The organism is Nostoc sp. ChiVER01, assembly GCF_034531155.1.
Lineage (GTDB): Bacteria > Cyanobacteriota > Cyanobacteriia > Cyanobacteriales > Nostocaceae > Nostoc.
The window spans coordinates 200,426-220,935 of the sequence record NZ_JAVRBS010000011.1 but is presented as its reverse complement, the minus strand read 5'-3'; the positions used below and the strand labels follow the sequence as shown (position 1 = coordinate 220,935).

Sequence of the window (20,510 nt, the reverse complement as noted above, 5' to 3'; positions counted from 1 at the left end):
CCCTTTATAAGGGGAGGGTTAGGGTGGGGTAAAAAATATGTGATACATGAATCATTACTTTTCAAACATCCTCTAAGGGCGATCACTTTTCTAATGTGGAAGAGGCATCACTTTTTTAGTCATCATCATTCATTTTTCTGCTCAAGCTAAGTACTAAGCTTAATTTAATACTTTATTCTCTCTTAACTTTTCAGCGAAATTTATAATTGACAAAAGCAATGTTATCCTAACTGGTCACGAATTAACCGATTTAATTTTATTCAATGGTAAGAGGTATGGAACCGACCATCGAACAACTTAAAGCATTCTTTGACTTTTGCGTTCGGGCTAGTAATTTGTTTAGAGATATAGCATTGGTTGGATTTGATGAGAGGACAAGCCGGATCGTAATTTTGATAGGCGAAACCATCCAAGTAGAAATTTTTAGTAACGGGGAGAACATTATCCGATGACAGACTATTTAACTCTTAATGAGCAAGAATTAAGACAATATGTGATATCAAACCCCGAGGACGAGGAGGCATTTCAGCATTACCTCAGTATCATGAGAGCCAAACCGGGGGTAGTGGTCAGCACTCCAGAACAATTAGAGGCTGAATTAAAACGGCGTATTAATCAAGCTAGTTAACATAAAACCCGTTACTGAAATTCCAGCAACGGGGTTTTTTCAATTTAGCAGCTTGACTCAATGTGAATTTTGGAACTTGCCTTCAGCTATCATCTTCTTGGATATTCCCGCGATCGCACACCCTTATATCTGTGCTGATTTGGTGACTTGGATCTGGATGCAGCAGGCTCAATTTTTTCCGTTTTACCAACTTTCGGTGATTGGCGATCGGCTATGATATCCAGGGCAGACAAATGACAAAACTCGACGGAACAAGGGGTAGCGTTACCGTCAGTATCTCAAATTTTTATCGTTTTACCAACATTCGGTTAAAAGTTGGTATTACAAAGGATCTGTCCCACTCTTGAGTGAATATTACTCACTCCCAGGAGAGATTTATCTGTTTTACGATCACAGTGATGGACAGGTCAGGTAATGTAGATATTAATTTAAAAAACAACCTTAAAAAATCAAGTTTCAATTTTAGCTAAGAAGATTTTTATATGGATGACTACGATCAGACAGCTAAAAACAATTTCCTCTACGAGCGCTATCGCTATCTTGGTAAGTTTACGCCTCAAAGTTTTTTATTCAATGCTAATCTTCAAGAATTTTCTCAACGTGTTTGTTATCTGTGCAATCTACAGACTTTGGGAAAACTTTCTTCACAAGAGTGCTATGAGGAAATTGAGTCACTCTGGCAGAAGTTAACACTGAGTTTTAAAGCGCTACAGACTGATGACAAAGACGTAACTGAATAATTAGACCTGGGAGCAGCAGCAAGCTTGGCGAGGCTGTCCCCAGTTAGGGAAGATGTCGGAAAAGTGGAATTTGATGACATCAGCAGGGGGCTGGGAACAAGCTGAAAGCCAAAAAGAGCGCCTTTTAGACCAAATGCAGGCAGATGTTAATTCAAAGCGCGTAACTTTCGGAATCACTGCTCACAGAGAAGGCGTGTATTCCGGGTCTGGAACTGGTAACTCAATCCCTCGGCTTTGCAGTGCTTCAACTATCTGAGATACAGATTTATTTCCCAGATTTTTCAGCGTTCGCAAGCCTGTGACACTATATTTCTTTAAATCTTCTATTGTGTTAACTTGTGCCTCTTTAAGCGCCGTATAAGTATTTTTTTTCAAATTCAATGACTCAATACTGTTTTCATCAACAACGCCATTCGGTTTATTATCCCCATTTATTTCCTCTACGGGGTGTACATTACTATTGGCAACCTCTACAAGCTGATTATCCGACGAGATTGAGTCTATGCTTTGAGGCAAGCTGATTTTGTCAACACTGTCTACATTGGCATCAACAACACCATTCGGCTTATTGTCCTCAAGTATTTCTAGAACTCTATCTATTTTTACTAGTTGCTCATAAACAGTATTTACACTCACAGTCGGTTCTACACCAGCATCAACAGAGGCTAACCAGTCATTTTTGATTAGGTTGGATAACTCTGACTTTGTATGGTTAGGCTTCAATCTGCCATCTGTAATTAACTTTTCGACAACAGAATGTGGCACACGGAAGCTTACAATAGGCGATTCCTTGGTTTTTTTTCCCATATCTCTCTACCTTGTCAACAATGTACACATTGAATATATCAATATGTATACAGTGTTGACAACATGGACAAATCATTACGTCTGCCTTTTGCCTTCCCCCAACCAAGATCACCAAAAGTTGCCAAGAACCTTGGGAGTGTAGTTTTGTCCACTGTTTGGTGAATAGCCTTGACCGTAAATCGGGTTAAGGCACAATACGGTTCAGTTAAGGCTAAAACTCTTTGTCAAACTCAATTTTTTTAACGAACCGCCAAGGACGCCAAGGACGCACAGAGAAGAAAGAAATGCTTAACTGAACTGTATTGGGTTAAGGCAAGAAAACTCATCATCTAGTACCTCAAAACGACTTTGGAGTACCTCAATACGACTTTGGAGTACCTCACTCAAAACGACTTTGAAGTACCTCAAAACGACTTTGAAGTACCTCAATACGACTTTGAAGTACCTCAATACGACTTTGAAGTACCTCAAAACGACTTTGGAGTACCTCAAAACGACTTTGGAGTATCTCAATACGACTTTGGAGTACCTCAACACGACTTTGAAGTACCTCAACACGACTTTGAAGTACCTCAATACGACTTTGGGGTATCTGTTGCTCACTTTATGTAGTTTTTTTGACATTTTCAATAAATGTCTAAGTATAATCCACTAAAAGTAATTAGGTCGATCTTAATTTGCTTTAATTTTTCCGAATTATCTCTCAGAGAAGTTTATTGTTGCATTGGCTACAGTACATACAGTAATCCTATAACTTCTTCAGGAGCGCATCTCATGGCACGACTAAAACGCAGTTCACCAGATTTAGAAAAGGCTCTCCGTCGAATTGCAGGAATGCGATCAATTAGCCCTACACTAGAATTTGGCAACGGATTAAGTTTGAAAGACTACGACAGCTACATCCAAACCTTGCAAACCCAGCTATCTACCTACAACACTTTACTCTCTAGCATAGATGAAATGGCAGGTCGCCTCTCTCTAATTGAAGAAGAATTGCGCGGCTACTCTGAAAAGATGTTAATGAGTGTGGCAACCCATTATGGCAAAGACAGTTTGCAATATATCCAGGCGGGAGGTAAGCCACGCAAGAAATCATCACGCCGTTCTAGCAACACCCAATCCCCATCTGAGAGTACAGCTACAATCTTGAATGGTGCAAACAACAATGGTAAACAAGAACAGTTAACAGTGAACTGATTTAAATCTCCACTCTCTACCCTGGCTTATGATCCAAACGGGTAGCTTGCTCTAGGGCGGCTTTTTCTTTGGCTCGGCGGACATAAGGTTGTAATTGGGCGCGATCGCAACCTGTTAAAATAATCAAGTTTTCCAAGCTGATCCCCCGCATTAACATTTCTACACGCCAGGTTTGTTGTGCTTGTGCTATATCTGGCGTTTGTCCTTGGGGAGTTAACAGTCCATCACTCCATATTTGCCAACGTGTCTGAAGCTCTGATTCTGAAAGCGGTTTGCCTGTTTCATTCAAAAACATGGCTGTTTGAGAATCTTTACGACTTTTCAGCCATTTGATTAAAGGATTATTAGTAAAAGAACCGTAGCGTTTACCCAAAATCCACTGATTCACAGGTACTTGACGGACAAATCCGGGAATTGTAATTTGCAAAAAGTGTCCTTGAGTATCGTAGATTTGGTGCGATCGCTCCAAGCTAATTATTTCTGTAGCGGATAACCCAGCCCCAAATAACACATAAGCCAAGGCATAATCTCGTACTCCCGATTTCCTCGCTTGTTGCAGAATTTCGTGAACTAAACTAGCAGGCAAATCAGCTACTTCTGTGCTAATGAACCCGCCTTGTAAAGAGTTCATTGCTGATTCTGTTGAAGATGACATGGCTCCATTTAAAAACAACTCCACCAAATTTTCCAGAAAATCATCCCGATCCTCCCAAAGCTCGTGAAATTCGCTGGTGAACTCAATTACGGCATATCCCAAGATCATCCCATTCAGCAAACTGGCTAATTTTTCTGCCGGTAAATAGGTATTTAGGTGGCCTTGCTGGATTACAGTAGCTAAATACTGTGCTACATAGCGGTTTGCCTCTGTTACTCCCCTACCTAGTGCGCGGCGATTTTCTGCCGGGAATTGGTCGGCTTCACCCACCACAGACCGGACGAACTCTGGCACTCGTTCTAATGCATGTAAGCTATCACTTGCATAATCTTTAAGAGCTTGGTAGACATTGCCGGGAGGCGTTGCCCGCCGCACCAGCGACTCACCTAAATCCTTGAAGGCTGCGGACTCTTCCAGCACAGCCAAAAGGAGTCCATGCTTATTGCCAAAATTCCGAAATAGAGTCACTTCGTTGACTTCGGCTTTTTCAGCAATTTGGCGGGTTGTGGTTGCGCTGACTCCGTGAGCAGAAAACAACTCAAGTGCAGCTTGAATCAGGCGTTGACGAGTTGAAATGAGATGAGATGACATACAGAAATGCAAGTGGCACTTGCACGGATATCAGAGTTCTGCTAGCATAACAAATGTAAGTGATACTTGCTTTACTCTACTGTAATGAACTGATGTACAGGGTGGGTAAATCCTAGTGGGGTTATGCCCAAGAAAAAGCAAATCGCTTCATGATCCATCAACAGGAATTTTTATGACCGCAAATTTTGGGGCGATCGCCCCTGAGAGAGGCAAGTCACCTCAACTCAGTTGGACGAATGTAGTATTTTTTGCTACATTTCATGCTTTAGCACTTCTGTCTCCTTGGTTTTTCTCCTGGTCAGCATTAGGTTTGCTAGTGTTTCTGCACTGGTTATTCGGGAGCATTGGTATTTGTTTGGGATATCACCGACTACTGAGCCATCGGAGTTTCCAAGTTCCTAAGTGGTTAGAGTATGCGATCGCCCTGATTGGAGCGTTGGCTATGCAAGGTGGGCCAATTTTTTGGGTAGGTGGACACCGCCAGCATCACGCCCACACAGAAGATATTAATTTAGACCCTTACTCTGCCCAAAGAGGCTTTTGGTGGAGCCATATACTATGGATTTTTTACCCGCGCCCAGAATTTTTTGACTATGACACCTATAAAAAATATGCCCCCGATCTAGCAAGACAACCCTATTATTGTTGGTTAGATCGCTACTTCTTGCTGTTGCAAATACCCTTCGCCTTACTGCTTTATGTCTTAGGAGGATGGCCTTTCGTATTCTACGGAGTGTTTCTCAGATGTGTCTTACTTTGGCACTCAACCTGGTTTGTGAACTCAGCATCACACCTGTGGGGTTATCGCACCTTTGATGCCAATGATGGCGCTCGTAATCTTTGGTGGGTATCTATCGTCACTTATGGAGAAGGATGGCACAACAACCATCATACTTATCCTCACATGGCAAAATCTGGCTTTTCTTGGTGGGAGATTGATGTTACTTGGTGGAGCATCTCAGTTTTGCAGACTTTGGGTTTAGCCAAAAAAGTTGTTTCGCGTCCTCCTCAAGGTGCAACTCACGGCTAAATTGCAACTAAATTATCATGAATTTGTTATGCCGATTGCTTCTTGCAGTCGGCTTACTAATTTTTATCAGTAGTATTTCACGATAAAATGACAACGCGGCAAATCTCAGCAATACATCAAGCGTGAAAACTGACAGTATTTTTTATCGCCTTTTTCAAGAACTTCCTGGCATCTTTTTTGAATTAATTGGTAATCCACCCCAAATCGCAGAGGCTTATAAATTCTCTTCAATTGAAATTAAGCAAACTGCATTCCGTATAGATGGAGTTTTTTTGCCAACCCAAGGGGAAGAAAATCCGATTTACTTTGTGGAAGTTCAGTTTCAAACCGACACAGAAATTTATTCACGCTTATTTTCAGAAATTTCTTTATACTTACGCCAAAATAAACCTAAGAATTATTGGCGAGGAGTAGTTATCTATCCTAATCGCAGTTTAGATACAGCAGATATCAGAAATTACAGTGAATTTTTCACAAGTGGGCGCGTTAGTCGCATTTATCTTAATGAATTAGGTGAAACTGCATTATTACCAGTTGGAATTGCTACGATGAAATTATTGGTCGATGAAGAGGAGACTGCAATCACATCTGCTAGGCAGTTAATAGAGAGAACCCAGCAAGAAATCAACATTGAACCGCAACGGCGGCAATTATTAGAATTAATAGAGACAATTTTGGTTTACAAATTTCCGACAATGAGTCGAGAGGAGATTGAAGGTATGTTTGGGTTAAGTGATTTGAAACAAACACGAGTTTATCAAGAAGGCAAGCAAGAAGGCAAACAAGAAGGCAAACAAGAAGGCAAACAAGAAGGAGCGCGTGAAGAAAAGTTTAGAATGATACCTTTGTTGTTGAAATTGGGATTGAGTTTTGAAGAAACAGCGAAAGAGTTAGGTTTGAGTCTAGAAGAGATTCAGCAAGAAATCCAAAAACAGCCTCCAAGTCAGGATACATAACTTACAATTAGCAGCGATCGCAGATACCTCTAGATATTCCTGCTATTTTCCATTTCCATTAATTTTTAATTTTTTATATGATTTCGCTCTCTCCCATTCTCCAAGCTAGACTCTCCCAACCCCTCAAAATTGGCTCGTTTGAAGTAAAAAGTCGGGTTCTCCAGTCGCCTCTATCTGGGGTGACAGATATGGTATTTCGTCGTCTTGTGCGTCGCTATGCGCCAGATTCGATGATGTATACCGAAATGGTAAATGCTACCGGGTTACATTATGTCAAGCAATTACCTAAAATCATGGAGGTAGACCCAAATGAGCGCCCAATTAGCGTTCAACTATTTGATTGCCGTCCAGATTTCCTGGCAGAAGCAGCAATAAAAGCAGTTGCAGAAGGTGCTGATACTGTAGATATTAATATGGGTTGTCCGGTAAATAAGATCACTAAAAATGGTGGTGGTTCTTCGTTGTTGCGGCAACCAGAAGTAGCAGAAGCAATTGTGCGGGAAGTGGTAAAAGCTGTTGATGTACCTGTGACAGTAAAAACCCGTATAGGCTGGAATGACAATGAAATTACTATTCTCGACTTTGCCAAATGGATGGAAGATGCAGGCGCGAAAATGATCACAGTACACGGTCGTACTCGTGCCCAAGGATACAATGGCAATGCCCGTTGGGAATGGATTGCCCGTGTCAAAGAAGTGCTTGCTATCCCAGTTATTGGGAATGGAGATATTTTTTCCGTTGAAGCGGCGGTGAAATGTTTAGAACAAACTGGCGCTGATGGTGTGATGTGTTCCCGTGGGACTTTGGGTTATCCGTTTTTGGTGGGAGAAATTGATCACTTTCTGAAAACTGGGGAGATATTAGCATCACCAACTCCGATTCAGCGCTTGGAATGTGCAAGAGATCATTTACAAGCCTTGTGGGAATATAAAGGCGATCGCGGTGTACGTCAAGCCCGTAAGCACATGACTTGGTATGCTAAGGGTTTCGTTGGTGCAGCCGAACTCCGAGGACAGTTAAGTTTAGTTGAAAAAGTAGATCAAGGTTTGGTGATGATTGACCAAGCAATTGAAAAATTGGCTAATGGTTATGAACTAGAGGAAGAAACACAAAGTAGTTTGGTAATGCTTTAAAAAATGCATTTTACCAGAAACTCTATCTCAAATAGAGCAATTTTGATGTAGATATATGACAATTAAAATTATTATTTTCTACGTAAATAAAGTGGGCGATCGCAATGTTAATCTCCAAACAAAATGATGTTGTATCCATCCCCGAAATCTTCTCATTAGAAGACTTCATGGCAAATCCCCCAGAGGGAATGGAGTGGGATTTCATTGAATTGCAATCACAATGCAAGTAAAGCGAGTGAAAGTTTTAAAAACGTTTCAATCCCTAATAGGGATTTTATTGAATTGCAATACCAGCACCCCGAATAAAAGGGGCATCATCGAAGCCGATGTTTCAATCCCTAATAGGGATTTTATTGAATTGCAATTTTAACAAAATATCCTATAGCTAAATCATCTAGAGTTTCAATCCCTAATAGGGATTTTATTGAATTGCAATGCTACTACCAAAGAAGCTTCTCGGATTACAGGCAGTTTCAATCCCTAATAGGGATTTTATTGAATTGCAATAGAGTTACGAGAACTACTTGCTGAAGAACGCTTTGTTTCAATCCCTAATAGGGATTTTATTGAATTGCAATCCAACTGGACGCGCTGCCCAAAGGTTAGGCGAGATGTTTCAATCCCTAATAGGGATTTTATTGAATTGCAATCTAGGAATCTTGCCCGTAGAATACGCCAATGTACGCGTTTCAATCCCTAATAGGGATTTTATTGAATTGCAATTTAATTGCAAAGCAAATGCAGATATCCAACAACGGTTTCAATCCCTAATAGGGATTTTATTGAATTGCAATGTGCGATCGCAATCATGATGTGCCATCAAGGTAGTTTCAATCCCTAATAGGGATTTTATTGAATTGCAATTCGGTAGAGATACATTTTTTGACGGTATCTTTGAAGGGTTTCAATCCCTAATAGGGATTTTATTGAATTGCAATGTAACTTGCACCCCCCGCATAAGTTGCACCAGCAGCTTCGTTTCAATCCCTAATAGGGATTTTATTGAATTGCAATTGTACGGCAACCTTTTTTTGATACAGTAAAATCATCGTCATGAGCGTTTCAATCCCTAATAGGGATTTTATTGAATTGCAATCCGACCATTGGCATAGTGAGCGTCCCATTTCTGTTTCAATCCCTAATAGGGATTTTATTGAATTGCAATCTGAGCGATACCGGATAGATTGATTCTCATGTCAGTTTCAATCCCTAATAGGGATTTTATTGAATTGCAATCGATTTTTGGATGAGCAAGCGCATGTAAGATTTGTTTCAATCCCTAATAGGGATTTTATTGAATTGCAATCACTCAGCCCAAGCATTGCGGCAATCAAACCACGTGTTTCAATCCCTAATAGGGATTTTATTGAATTGCAATTTCCGTAAAAAATATGGCTAAATTGTCTAGTGAAGTTTCAATCCCTAATAGGGATTTTATTGAATTGCAATTTTAGACAAGTTGGTAATTCTATACCTCCATTATTGAGTTTCAATCCCTAATAGGGATTTTATTGAATTGCAATTGGTCTTTTGTCAATGTCAATAACTAAAATTTTGGTTTCAATCCCTAATAGGGATTTTATTGAATTGCAATATTCTCTCGTGAGAACGCGGGTTTTTTATTCATGTTTCAATCCCTAATAGGGATTTTATTGAATTGCAATTTGTGGCAGTGTTGCCATTTTCGATAGAAGCCAAGTTTCAATCCCTAATAGGGATTTTATTGAATTGCAATTTGCAATTTTACTCTCTAGTATCTAAAGGCGGTCGTAGTAGGTTTCAATCCCTAATAGGGATTTTATTGAATTGCAATTGGATGAATCCACAACCTAATTTAAAAGGTAAATTCTTTGTTTCAATCCCTAATAGGGATTTTATTGAATTGCAATTCTTTGGTGGCTTAATTGTCAGTATTGGTCAAAATAGTTTCAATCCCTAATAGGGATTTTATTGAATTGCAATTCAAACACGAGGTAGATTACCTAGCCGATAGAGTGCGTTTCAATCCCTAATAGGGATTTTATTGAATTGCAATCCAATGGTTCAAAAGTTTTATCTAACAATGAAACGGTTTCAATCCCTAATAGGGATTTTATTGAATTGCAATGCTCGTAATATCCGTAACGGTGTGTATCTTTTGGGTTTCAATCCCTAATAGGGATTTTATTGAATTGCAATTCGATTCCGGCCAGGGACATGCTCATCTTCTCAACGTTTCAATCCCTAATAGGGATTTTATTGAATTGCAATATCGAGTTCGACGGACAGGTATTCGATGGGATTAATGTTTCAATCCCTAATAGGGATTTTATTGAATTGCAATTCGAGTTCGACGGACAGGTATTCGATGGGATTAATGTTTCAATCCCTAATAGGGATTTTATTGAATTGCAATTCTTCTCAGGGAGTTGTATTCGTTTATGAAAATTTGTTTCAATCCCTAATAGGGATTTTATTGAATTGCAATGCGCGAACCTTGATATGTGCCATCAGGATACCCAGATAGGCGTTTCAATCCCTAATAGGGATTTTATTGAATTGCAATAGCAAGAGTTTTTAATTCCCGCTACGCCTACCGGTAGTTTCAATCCCTAATAGGGATTTTATTGAATTGCAATTTTAGCTGAGAGGGGCATTCAAGCTTTAAAAGGTGTTTCAATCCCTAATAGGGATTTTATTGAATTGCAATGTACAGATTACGCCATTAAGCTTGATGAAAGCGTTTCAATCCCTAATAGGGATTTTATTGAATTGCAATAATAGCTGGGCTGACTGGGGGTGATTTAATTGATCAATTGTTTCAATCCCTAATAGGGATTTTATTGAATTGCAATTTTATAGATGATTTGGGAAGGCTTCAAATGCCTGTGCCTAGTTTCAATCCCTAATAGGGATTTTATTGAATTGCAATACTAATCCAAGAACTTTAGCGGCAACATTTGAGCCGTTTCAATCCCTAATAGGGATTTTATTGAATTGCAATAAATTCTCCATTTGGGAAAAATCGTGCTATAATGCTCATAAAGTTTCAATCCCTAATAGGGATTTTATTGAATTGCAATTCCCATCAGTACCATTAACAATACAGGGAGTCGCAAACGTTTCAATCCCTAATAGGGATTTTATTGAATTGCAATGTACCATCGACGCATCCATGATGTACGAATCTCATGTTTCAATCCCTAATAGGGATTTTATTGAATTGCAATGAGACAAAGACCCCATTTACAGCAGTTGCCCCCTCATGTTTCAATCCCTAATAGGGATTTTATTGAATTGCAATCAGTTAGTTTATGAGGCTAGGGGACAATCACTTAGTTTCAATCCCTAATAGGGATTTTATTGAATTGCAATCCGTTAGTAAAATACTCAGAAACAATAAAATGTTTCAATCCCTAATAGGGATTTTATTGAATTGCAATCATATCTATATACTATTGAAAATTCTTAGAGTAACATCCGCGCATTTGGCAAGGAAATTAGCCTAATTACCGATCGCTACCTCTATTAAAATAAGCGATCGCCTAATCCTTGCACACCTTAATTTACCAAATCAGGGAATACCTCTTGCACAGCAGGATGCACTAAGCGATGGTTCTGCACATTTACACCCTTAGCTAATGCTGGGTTAACTTCAAGTGCCTTAATTCCTAAATTTGCCAACTGGACAACATAAGGTAATGTACTATTATTGAGTGCCTGGGTTGCTGTCCAAGGTACTGCTCCTGGCATATTGGGAACGCCATAATGCACCACACCCTCTTCAACATATACCGGATTGGTGTGTGATGTGGGGTGTAAGGTTTCTATGCAACCACCTTGGTCAACAGCTACATCAACTATTACAGAACCAAGACGCATTTGTTTAACCAATTCGCGGGATACTAATATTGGCGCTCTCCGTCCCAGTACTAAAACTGCACCGATAAGCAAATCAGCTTCTTTGACTGCGGCTTCAATATGAGCAGAGTTGCTGTAAACCAATTCGACTCTAGAGCCAAACAAGGTTTCTAAATAAGATAAACGCTCGACACTCACATCTAAAATCTGGACGCTAGCACCCATGCCTACAGCAATTTTAGCTGCTTCTGTGCCGACAACGCCGCCACCTAAAATTACTACTTTACCTGGTTGGACTCCAGGGACACCACCTAAAAGAACTCCTCTACCACCTTGTTGGCGTTCTAGAAATCTCGCCCCAAATTGTACTGCTAGCCGACCGGCAATCACGCTCATGGGTGTGAGTAAGGGTAGTCTATTAGCGCCTGGTTGTTCTACAGTTTCGTAAGCGATCGCAGTTGTGCCACAATCAATTAAATGCTCTGTCAATTTGCGATCGGCTGCTAAATGTAAATAAGTAAATAATATCTGCCCTTTTTGCAAAAATTTATACTCGGATGTCAAAGGCTCTTTGACTTTAACAACTAATTCCTGATTCCAAGCCGTTTCTGATGTAGGGACAATTTCGGCTCCAGCACTTCTGTAGTCGTCATCTGAAAATCCAGCACCATTACCGGCTTGCATCTCAACAAAGATACTATGACCATTTTCTCGCAGTACCCGCACACTAGAAGGACTTAAACCTACCCGAAATTCTTGATCTTTATTTTCCTTGGGAACGCCAATTTCCATATATCGCCTCTGATAATTTTTTTGTTTAACTGTAGCCTGCGAATTTCAAGCTTGCTACTTTCGTCTTACGACTGGTCTATTACAGATAGCTGTATTAGAGATATTTAATCTGTGTCCTAAGTTTCTCAATTTAATCTGAGTAGCTCTAAACTCTTGCCCTTGACTATTGCCCCAGTATTTATACAATATATAAAGAATAGTAACAATTTATTAAAAGACCGATTGTATAGCTCCCTACTAGGAAGCTTTTGCTGAATTTATCAAGTTATCTTGACATTCAAGTACGCAATCAGCTTTTAAGCTACCTTAACTTTTCACGGTATCTGGAAAAGCCCAGGAAAAATCTAACTTCCTGACTCCCTTACCGATAGAGAAAGGGAAAATTCAAAGTCTCTCTCCTTAAAGGAACAGAGAAATAGAAGTGAGGTTTTCCACCCTGAAAAGTTAGATAAGCTACCAAGTCAAAGGTAAAAGTTAAGGGTAAAAGAACAAGTCTATTCCTTTAACTTTTGTCGCTTATCTTCGACAACTGCTGCTAAGTCTAATATCAAGTCCTGTTTGCCGAAAAAAGGTTTCTTAAAAATGACACAAACACAACCAACGATTACACCTAAATTAGAGGAGCCTAAGTTTGGCTTTAACGAATATGCTGAACGCTTGAATGGTCGAGCGGCAATGATTGGCTTCGCTTTGCTGCTGGTGATTGAATACGTCACCAATCAAGGGGTGCTATCATGGCTGGGTCTGAAGTAGTGCCATTAACAAGCACAAGGTAGAAGTTGTAAGCTAGTAATTAAAGGAGTTGCAACCAGCTGGAACAACCAGTTGGTTTGACTTTAACAGTTGATAGCCAATTACTTCGCCCTAGATACTTTAATTAAACTTATTCGTAAATTATTGCCCTAGAATGTAAGCAAGAGAGGAATTGAAATATTTATCAGTGATATATATATTATAAACTTGCAACTAGTACAGTCGGGTGGAAATCCAGCTACTATGTCAATTAACAAGACTTGACAAGGGGTAAAATCCCATAGTTAAAGGTAAGCAAAGTTCCGCGAGACTCTACTAATATATACAAGGCGATTAATGAGTCCACTTCCTCCCCTACTAAAGAAAATCATAATTTGTATCTGCCTTACATGAGAAAGGCAAATTACGGGTGAGGTATTCTTGGTAAATATACACAAAAGGTGAACTGGAACCAACCAAGCTGTGATGAATGCTGTATTACCTCGTTTTTTGAAGTTAACCTACCGAAAAGAGCCACTAATCAGTGTATTGATGACGATGGGCGCTATAGATGCCCTGATTGGTGGACTGAATGATAGCTGGTCGTTGTTTGCTTTTGGTTTGGGAACAACAGGGATAGCGCTAGCTTTTAAGTTGTGGCGTTTGCAGCAGCGTCGTCCTCTACCAGAGGAACCTGTAGTGCAACACTATTTGCCCCCTCGTTCTTCTAGTGCGCCTTTACCAATGTTAAGCGTTTCTAAGAAAAAACCACCTCTCTAGGAAGTGCAGAGTTATTACTTAAATAACTCTGCAAAATTGATTTGAGTAACCGTATTTATAAAAGTGAGGAAAAAGAGTGAGTAGTGAGGGAAGAGGTGGGGATAATTTTCTACGCCCGTATATTATCCTGGCATTTATGGCAGCTGTTGCCCTTCCAGTGACTACCTGGCAAGGGTTTTATATTCATGAAGCTCATGCTGCCATTGAGGTAACACCAAACTCTCAAACTACCAACAGCTTTGCTAATGCCCAACTACTTTACACACTCATAGGACATACCGGAACCGTTAAATCCCTCGCTTTCACTCCAGATAGCAAAATTCTGGTGAGTGGAGGCGCAGAAAACGAGGGTGTAATTCGCCTGTGGAACTTAGCAAAAGGCAAAAAGTTGGCGAATATTAATAAAGCACACCAAACAGCCATAGAATCTTTAGTGATTTCACCAGATGGGCAAACCCTCGCTAGCTGTAGTGATGACAACACGATTAACCTCTGGAACCTGAAAAATTTTAAATTTACCCGATCTTTTGTTGGACATACCAGTAATGTATTATCTTTAGCGGTGTCTCCTGATAGTAAAGTTCTCATCAGTGGAGCTTTAGATGGGATTCGGATCTGGGATTTGCTACAGCAGCGCCCGCTTGGTACTCTAGTACGTTTTGACAATTTGATTTATACCCTAGCCCTTAGTCCTGATGGGCAGACCTTGGCTAGTGGTGATAATAAGGGTGTAATCAAGCTGTGGAATTTGAGTACTGGTAAATTAATCAGTGAATTTGTAGCTCATGATAATGCTGTTACCAGTGTGGTCTTTACACCAGATGGACAAACATTAGCTACTGCTAGCCGCGATCGCACAGTCAAACTATGGAATATTAATACTGGAGAATTAGTCCGCACCCTCACAGGACATAATAACTGGGTAAATGCGATCGCCATTAATCCCGATGGACAAACTCTTGCTAGTGCTGGCAGAGATGGCATTAAATTGTGGAATTTAACTACAGGTGAGTTAATAAATACACTGAGCGAACATACAGATTGGGTAAGTGCGATCGCTTTTAGTCCTGATGGTAAAATTCTTGCCAGTGGTGGATTTGATAAACAAATCAAGATTTGGGGAAATCCACAAAACCTAATTAACAGCGCTCGTACAAAATAATCATGCTCAAAAAGGTACATTTTTCATATCTATGTTGTACGCCAATAAACCCCATTCTCTCGCTGCATTAACTGGCAAGCAATGAACTCCCGTCGTAGGGTGGCGTAGTCGGGATGGTAGCGTTTAAGAATGTCATTTACCATGCGTTCAGGGTAGTTGACTCCTCTATCAAACTGGTTTGCTAACCACTTGAGAATTACTAAGCGCTTTTTGCGACTAGCAGGGATTTCCTTAAGGTATCCGTCCTCGAAATAATTTTTCAACACTTTACTTTCCCAAGCCTCAGTATCCACATCCTCAATCAAAGATGCTATCTTCTCAGGTGTAAAAATTTCCTTACTGATGCTTTGTAAAGCCTCGCTATCCAATTGATATAGACGGCTATTACCTTCAGGGCGCACAGTTACCAAATTTAGCTCTTTAAGTTTCGCTAAATGATGAGATACCGTAGGTTCTTTGAGTTGCAGTAGTGCCGCCAATTCTTCGACGCTGCACTCCTGATTCGCCAGGATACCTACAATCTTCAATCGGCTATCATCCGCTAATGCCTTGAAAAAGCTGAGTAAGATGTTAAATTGCTCTGGTTGCATAACTAACTTCTAATTAGACATCTATCTAATTAGAAGTATATCTAATTGAAAGCTCAGATCCCCGACTTCTTTAAGAAGTCGGGGATCTTACTTGTTGTTAAGTTTAACTAAATTGTTCCTCTGCATCCAGGTTAAACAGCATTTGTAGAGTTTGCATACAGCGCCGTCTGGCTTCCACATCTTGCTGCGATCGCAATTGCACCATCGGGTCATGTAAAATTTTATTGACAATTCCCCGCGTTAATGCTTCGATCACCTCTTGATGTTTTTCTGCGAATTCCGAACCCAATCTTGACAAAGCTTTTTCTAACTCTTGTTCGCGGATAGTTTCGACTTTATTTCGCAGACAGCTAATAGTGGTAACAGTTTCAAGAGAGCGCCACCAAATATCAAAAGCTTCCACTTCTTCTTCTAAAAGTCTTTCTGCTTCTTGTGCAATCTTTCGACGGCTTTCGTAGTTTTGCGCTACTACTGCCTTCAAATCATCCACATTAAATGCTTGCACATTTTCTAATTCATTTACATCCGCATGAACATTACGCGGCACAGAAATATCAAATAACATTAAAGAACGCTGAACTTCTAACACCATTTCCAATTTGGCCCGGTCAAGGATTGGCTCTGTTGCCGAAGTACTTGTAAATACTAAATCGCTATTGGCAATTACAGTCATCATTTCTGATAACGGATGAATTTCGATCGGTTGCTGAGGGAACTGCTTAGTTAATTCTAGGGCGCGATCGCGTGAGCGATTTACAATACTAATTTCCACAGCACCCTTAGAAATTAGGTGTTGCACCAGCAGCCGCGACATTTTACCAGCGCCGAGAATTACCACTCGACAAGCTGCTAAATTTGCTACTTTTAGCTGTGCTAACTCTACAGCAGCCGAACTAATAGAGACAGCACCAGTACCAATACTAGTTTCAGTGCGAACCCGCTTACCAGCAGTCAGCGCTTGTTTAAATAATCGATTTAAAATGGTTTTTATACCGTTATATTGCTGTCCCAGTTTGTGAGTAGTTTTCACCTGAGCCAGAATTTGACCTTCTCCTAGTACCAGACTATCTAAACCACCTGCTACGCGCATTACGTGCATTACTGCATCATCATGTAGCAGCATAAATAAATGTTGTCGTAGAGAAAGTACGGGTAATTTACTGTATTCTGCAAGAAATTGTGTTACCTCCCGGATACCTTGGTCTGCTTCACTGGCAACAATGTAAATTTCTAAGCGGTTACAAGTGCTAAGAATTGCAACTTCGTCAATATGGGGATAGCTGGCCAGTTGAGCGATCGCACTTTCAATTTGTGGTTCTGGAATGCTCAATTTTTCCCGGACTTCGACTGGGGCTGTTTTATGGCTTAACCCCACTACTGCTATATTCATTTGCTAAATCGTAGTTACTAGTTGGTAGTTGATAATAGGGCATTGAGTGAGAATAGGGAATGGGGAGTTTTTGTTTATTGGTTGGTAGTTATCCCCAGCAACAAACAACTATTAATCACTAACTACTAACTACTAACTACTGTAAGGGTAAAGCATTTTGGTGAATATTTTTCCGTTTTAGAGAAAGATTTATTTCCAAATGCTTCGCCTCTACTTTTACCATTCCCCATTCCCTAAAAATTAGTTCAGTTGGAGAGTCTTGGGTTGACCAAACATGTGAATTGTATCAACAAATCGAGCCGTATTCGATTGGTTGGAAATTACCAAGCTTTGAGTTCTTGCTCCACCACTGAAGAAACGTACACCTTCCATGAGATTACCACTGGTAATGCCGCAAGCAGCGAACAGAACAGTTTCACCAGATGCCAGTTCATGAGCATCATAGACCTTATCGGGGTCATTGATATTCATAGACTTTAAACGATCAATATTGGCTTCTCTGCTTTCTCCAATCAGACCTGTTTTTACTATTGCAGGATCGTAAATCAGTTGACCTTGGAAGTGTCCGCCCAAAGCACGCATTGCGGCTGCTGAGATTACACCTTCAGGAGCCGCACCGATACCCATCAGAGCGTGGATATTAGTTCCAGCAAAACCACAGCTGATAGCTGCACCCACATCACCATCTGAAATTAGGGCGACTCTCGCTCCAGCCTCACGGATTTCTTTAATTAAATCGTTGTGGCGTTCGCGCTTCATAACCACAACTACGAGTTCTTCAATAGAACGTTCTAGACACTCAGAGAGAATCTTCAGGTTTTCTGTTGCTGACTTGTTGATGTCTACCTTGCCTTTAGCTGCGGGGGGTGCTGCTAACTTCTTCATGTAAAAGTCAGGAGCAGCAAATAAGCCACCCTTTTCAGAAATTGCCAACACAGCCATCGAACCAGGTTGTCCATAAGCTACCAAGTTCGTACCTTCACAAGGGTCAACAGCGATATCAATTTCGATTAATTCATCAGGGTTACAGAGAGCTTCAGCATTTGGTTGAGTACAAATACCAACTTCTTCCCCGATGTATAACATAGGCGCGTCGTCGCGTTCGCCTTCCCCGATCACAATGCGACCCCGCATATAGATTTTATTCATCCGCTCCCGCATAGCTTCCACAGCTACTTGGTCAGCGATATTTTTTTCGCCTTTACCCATCCATTTTGCGGATGCGATCGCGGCTTGTTCCACTACTTCAATAATCTCTAACCCAAGTGTATTTTCCACAGAGTCTGCCCTCTCAACTGCTTGAATTTCTGCCGCTTTATCTGGCTATTTCAGTCTTCAAGTCTACCAAAGGGCGGATACACCTGGAAGAAAGTTAAGTTTTACTGCTAACTCGTTAAAAAAGTGCCATTTGTGACATTGTTTTTTGATCATAACTATTCCAGCATCAAGCGTGTTCAAAAGTAACTAAGTTTTGAACCATCCAGAACATTGCTTTTCTTCAGTATCTATCTTTAGGTATAAAATAATAAAGAAAAAAAGCTGGTGAGTTCTCTCAAAACTGAAGAGCAATCCAGAAGGACATTAAGAGGTTAATCGTGTTTATCGACTACATCACACTAATGTTAATCAATATGGTAGCTGGGCTATTTCTACTAGCTGACTATGTGTATCGTGGTATAGATAGTTCTAATCAAAGACAGTGGATTCCCGGCTTTGGAATTACAGGTGCGATCGCCTTAACAACTGGTTTACACATGATCTTCACCTGGCCAGTCATGGGTAGCTTTAACATTGCCTTCGGTGAGACAACTGTTTTATTTGGTATCTTGTTTATTGCAGCAGCGATCGCACTTGCTCAAGGTTGGGATTTATTGACAATAGCAATTTACGGCTTCTTTGCTGGTGCAGTTGCGATCGTAGTAGGTATCCGCATCATCAACTTGAATATGACAAAGCAACCGATTTTATCGGGAATCGGCTTTATTTTAACCGGCTTAGGTGGTATTTTTGCAGCGCCAACTCTCTATTGGAAAACCAATAGAACCTGGCGACTAATTGGCGTAGCAGTACTGATAGTGGCCGCTCTAATTTGGGCATTAACGGGATATTTGGCTTACTGGAATCATTTAGAGGGTTTTCAAAAGTGGGTTCCAGCGCCGATGCGGTAAGCAATGATCTAGGCTAGAGACGTAGTTAAAACTTTGCTTAATAAAACATGCTGGACTTTCTTAATCCCCTTTTAAATCGCCATCCAGAGCGAGTTAAAGCCAATGTCGAACTTTACACATGGCAAACTTGTCCATACTGCATTCGCGCCAAAATGCTGCTGTGGTGGAAAGGTGTAAATTTTACTGAATATAAAATCGACGGCGACGAAGCAGCTAGAGCGAAAATGGCAGAACGCGCTAATGGACGCCGTACTGTACCGCAAATTTTTATCAATAACCAGCACATTGGCGGCTGTGATGATCTTTATAAACTAGACACACAAAGTCAACTCGATCCCCTTTTAGCCCAAGCCGCTATTTAGCTTCAGATTTTTAGTCATTGTCATTACCCCAATTTTTATAAAAGTTAAGATATTGCAATGACGCATATCCCCCCTAGAACTTAAGTTCTAAGCTAATACCTAAAGTCCACTTAAGTGGACTGAAATTCTTGTTTAATCCTCTTAAGAGGACTTGAGCTATTAGCCTTGGAATTTATTCCAAGGCGGGATAACAACGAAGCGAATATTGTCAAATGTAAGTTCTGCGGGCTATATATACTTTTTCTTTCTTGTAGCATCGGTGTCTCGCCCGTCCGCGAACATAATTTTAAAATTTTTATAAACAAGGCTTGGGGGACTGGGGTTGGAGAAAAGGTAAAAACCTCGCCCGAAGTCAAGCGACTTGTTCATCCTTTTCCCCTTTCCCCCTCGTTTTTATATTGATAAGTATATGTTAACTAAATACTCAGAATATCTTATACATCAACAATGGATGAGTTCTGCCTTAGAATTAGCAAAAGTAGCAGGTGAAGCAGGTGAAGTCCCTGTAGGTGCTGTTATCATTGATTCAACAGGCAAATTGCTAGCACAAGGAGAAAATAGAAAAGAGCGTGACAAAGATCCTACGGCTCATGCGGAAATTCTCGCTCTCAAAAGAGCAGCAACAACTTTACAAAATTGGCATCTTAATGAATGCACCCTCTACGTAACTCTTGAACCTTGCCCGATGTGTGCAGGTGCGATCGTCCAAGCGCGTCTAGGACTACTTGTATACGGAGTAGACGATACCAAAACTGGCGCAGTTCGTACAGTTATTAACATACCCGATAGTGCTGCTTCTAATCACCGCTTACAGGTAATTGGAGGCGTTCTAGAGTCAGCTTGTCGTCAACAATTACAGGCTTGGTTTGCTACTAAGCGGCGTAGTGTAAACTAACGGACAGAGGTAAAACTGTCCATCTAGTACCAGACAAGTCACGCAAGAGAATCTACGGTGTA

General features: G+C 40.5%; 22 protein-coding genes and 1 CRISPR repeat array. Of the genes, 14 read left to right on the top strand and 8 right to left on the bottom strand.

What is annotated here, in order from left to right; translation table 11 throughout:
- Nucleotides 1–275: 275 nt before the first annotated feature.
- From RMY00_RS16890 to RMY00_RS16875, 4 genes are all read left to right on the top strand, one after another.
- A complete protein-coding gene (locus tag RMY00_RS16890; RefSeq protein WP_322648627.1) occupies nt 276–452 on the top strand; it encodes a DUF6888 family protein in 177 nt (58 codons plus the stop codon).
- Nucleotides 449–628 (top strand): DUF6887 family protein, encoded by a 180-nt coding sequence (locus RMY00_RS16885; protein ID WP_322648626.1) that lies wholly within the window; start codon nt 449–451, stop codon nt 626–628. The genes RMY00_RS16890 and RMY00_RS16885 overlap by 4 nt, the downstream gene beginning before the upstream one ends.
- Nucleotides 629–680: 52 nt before the next feature.
- Nucleotides 681–845: a hypothetical protein gene (locus tag RMY00_RS16880; RefSeq protein ID WP_322648625.1), complete on the top strand. Its 165-nt coding sequence runs from the start codon at nt 681–683 to the stop codon at nt 843–845.
- A gap of 265 nt (nt 846–1,110) precedes the next feature.
- On the top strand, nt 1,111–1,368 hold the full coding sequence (locus tag RMY00_RS16875) for a hypothetical protein (RefSeq protein WP_322648624.1): 258 nt from the start codon (nt 1,111–1,113) through the stop codon (nt 1,366–1,368).
- 180 nt (nt 1,369–1,548) lie between these two features.
- Here the strand turns inward: RMY00_RS16875 and RMY00_RS16870 are convergent, their stop codons facing one another.
- Both RMY00_RS16870 and RMY00_RS36185 read right to left on the bottom strand, forming a co-directional pair.
- Complete coding sequence (locus tag RMY00_RS16870; RefSeq protein WP_322648623.1) at nt 1,549–2,175, bottom strand: DNA-directed RNA polymerase subunit alpha C-terminal domain-containing protein; 627 nt, start codon at nt 2,173–2,175, stop codon at nt 1,549–1,551.
- 379 nt (nt 2,176–2,554) lie between these two features.
- The gene (locus RMY00_RS36185) at nt 2,555–2,752 is read right to left on the bottom strand and encodes a TolC family protein (protein WP_416212074.1); all 198 of its coding nucleotides are present in this window, start codon (nt 2,750–2,752) and stop codon (nt 2,555–2,557) included.
- Between the two features lie 197 nt (nt 2,753–2,949).
- Between RMY00_RS36185 and RMY00_RS16860 the strand changes: the two genes are divergently transcribed.
- Nucleotides 2,950–3,372, top strand: coding sequence for a hypothetical protein (locus RMY00_RS16860; RefSeq protein WP_322648621.1), 423 nt, complete (start codon nt 2,950–2,952; stop codon nt 3,370–3,372).
- A gap of 16 nt (nt 3,373–3,388) precedes the next feature.
- Here the strand turns inward: RMY00_RS16860 and RMY00_RS16855 are convergent, their stop codons facing one another.
- The gene (locus tag RMY00_RS16855) at nt 3,389–4,618 is read right to left on the bottom strand and encodes a TetR family transcriptional regulator (protein ID WP_322648620.1); all 1,230 of its coding nucleotides are present in this window, start codon (nt 4,616–4,618) and stop codon (nt 3,389–3,391) included.
- A gap of 172 nt (nt 4,619–4,790) precedes the next feature.
- Between RMY00_RS16855 and RMY00_RS16850 the strand changes: the two genes are divergently transcribed.
- The 3 genes from RMY00_RS16850 to dusB all read left to right on the top strand — a co-directional run bounded on the left by RMY00_RS16850 (nt 4,791) and on the right by dusB (nt 7,737).
- The gene (locus tag RMY00_RS16850; RefSeq protein ID WP_322648619.1) at nt 4,791–5,648 is read left to right on the top strand and encodes an acyl-CoA desaturase; all 858 of its coding nucleotides are present in this window, start codon (nt 4,791–4,793) and stop codon (nt 5,646–5,648) included.
- A 122-nt stretch (nt 5,649–5,770) separates the two neighbouring features.
- On the top strand, nt 5,771–6,604 hold the full coding sequence (locus RMY00_RS16845) for an Rpn family recombination-promoting nuclease/putative transposase (RefSeq protein ID WP_322648618.1): 834 nt from the start codon (nt 5,771–5,773) through the stop codon (nt 6,602–6,604).
- A 77-nt stretch (nt 6,605–6,681) separates the two neighbouring features.
- The gene (dusB, locus tag RMY00_RS16840) at nt 6,682–7,737 is read left to right on the top strand and encodes a tRNA dihydrouridine synthase DusB (protein ID WP_322648617.1); all 1,056 of its coding nucleotides are present in this window, start codon (nt 6,682–6,684) and stop codon (nt 7,735–7,737) included.
- A 22-nt stretch (nt 7,738–7,759) separates the two neighbouring features.
- Here the strand turns inward: dusB and RMY00_RS36180 are convergent, their stop codons facing one another.
- Both RMY00_RS36180 and ald read right to left on the bottom strand, forming a co-directional pair.
- Nucleotides 7,760–7,942 (bottom strand): hypothetical protein, encoded by a 183-nt coding sequence (locus RMY00_RS36180; RefSeq protein WP_416212071.1) that lies wholly within the window; start codon nt 7,940–7,942, stop codon nt 7,760–7,762.
- A 47-nt stretch (nt 7,943–7,989) separates the two neighbouring features.
- Nucleotides 7,990–11,159: direct repeats of the CRISPR family, unit length 37 nt; unit sequence GTTTCAATCCCTAATAGGGATTTTATTGAATTGCAAT.
- A 118-nt stretch (nt 11,160–11,277) separates the two neighbouring features.
- Nucleotides 11,278–12,369, bottom strand: a complete 1,092-nt coding sequence (gene ald, locus RMY00_RS16835) for an alanine dehydrogenase (RefSeq protein ID WP_322648616.1) — start codon at nt 12,367–12,369, stop codon at nt 11,278–11,280.
- 582 nt (nt 12,370–12,951) lie between these two features.
- Here ald and RMY00_RS16830 point away from each other — a divergent pair.
- The 3 genes from RMY00_RS16830 to RMY00_RS16820 all read left to right on the top strand — a co-directional run bounded on the left by RMY00_RS16830 (nt 12,952) and on the right by RMY00_RS16820 (nt 15,043).
- Nucleotides 12,952–13,122 carry a chlorophyll a/b-binding protein gene (locus RMY00_RS16830; RefSeq protein ID WP_094331136.1) on the top strand — a complete coding sequence of 57 codons (171 nt, stop codon included), beginning with the start codon at nt 12,952–12,954 and terminating at the stop codon, nt 13,120–13,122.
- 465 nt (nt 13,123–13,587) lie between these two features.
- Nucleotides 13,588–13,881, top strand: a complete 294-nt coding sequence (locus RMY00_RS16825) for a hypothetical protein (RefSeq protein ID WP_322648615.1) — start codon at nt 13,588–13,590, stop codon at nt 13,879–13,881.
- 136 nt (nt 13,882–14,017) lie between these two features.
- Nucleotides 14,018–15,043 carry a WD40 repeat domain-containing protein gene (locus tag RMY00_RS16820; protein WP_416212073.1) on the top strand — a complete coding sequence of 342 codons (1,026 nt, stop codon included), beginning with the start codon at nt 14,018–14,020 and terminating at the stop codon, nt 15,041–15,043.
- 29 nt (nt 15,044–15,072) lie between these two features.
- On the opposite strand, the gene RMY00_RS16815 is transcribed toward RMY00_RS16820, so the two are convergent.
- The 3 genes from RMY00_RS16815 to glpX form a co-directional block, all read right to left on the bottom strand.
- Complete coding sequence (locus RMY00_RS16815; RefSeq protein WP_322648613.1) at nt 15,073–15,633, bottom strand: metalloregulator ArsR/SmtB family transcription factor; 561 nt, start codon at nt 15,631–15,633, stop codon at nt 15,073–15,075.
- A gap of 103 nt (nt 15,634–15,736) precedes the next feature.
- Nucleotides 15,737–17,023, bottom strand: a complete 1,287-nt coding sequence (locus RMY00_RS16810; RefSeq protein WP_322648612.1) for a glutamyl-tRNA reductase — start codon at nt 17,021–17,023, stop codon at nt 15,737–15,739.
- Between the two features lie 240 nt (nt 17,024–17,263).
- The gene (gene glpX, locus RMY00_RS16805; RefSeq protein WP_322648611.1) at nt 17,264–18,301 is read right to left on the bottom strand and encodes a class II fructose-bisphosphatase; all 1,038 of its coding nucleotides are present in this window, start codon (nt 18,299–18,301) and stop codon (nt 17,264–17,266) included.
- A gap of 317 nt (nt 18,302–18,618) precedes the next feature.
- Between glpX and RMY00_RS16800 the strand changes: the two genes are divergently transcribed.
- The 3 genes from RMY00_RS16800 to tadA all read left to right on the top strand — a co-directional run bounded on the left by RMY00_RS16800 (nt 18,619) and on the right by tadA (nt 20,448).
- The gene (locus RMY00_RS16800; protein WP_322648610.1) at nt 18,619–19,191 is read left to right on the top strand and encodes a DUF981 domain-containing protein; all 573 of its coding nucleotides are present in this window, start codon (nt 18,619–18,621) and stop codon (nt 19,189–19,191) included.
- A 47-nt stretch (nt 19,192–19,238) separates the two neighbouring features.
- Nucleotides 19,239–19,553: a glutaredoxin 3 gene (gene grxC, locus RMY00_RS16795; RefSeq protein WP_322648609.1), complete on the top strand. Its 315-nt coding sequence runs from the start codon at nt 19,239–19,241 to the stop codon at nt 19,551–19,553.
- A 409-nt stretch (nt 19,554–19,962) separates the two neighbouring features.
- A complete protein-coding gene (gene tadA / locus RMY00_RS16790; protein WP_322648608.1) occupies nt 19,963–20,448 on the top strand; it encodes a tRNA adenosine(34) deaminase TadA in 486 nt (161 codons plus the stop codon).
- Nucleotides 20,449–20,510: the final 62 nt, after the last annotated feature.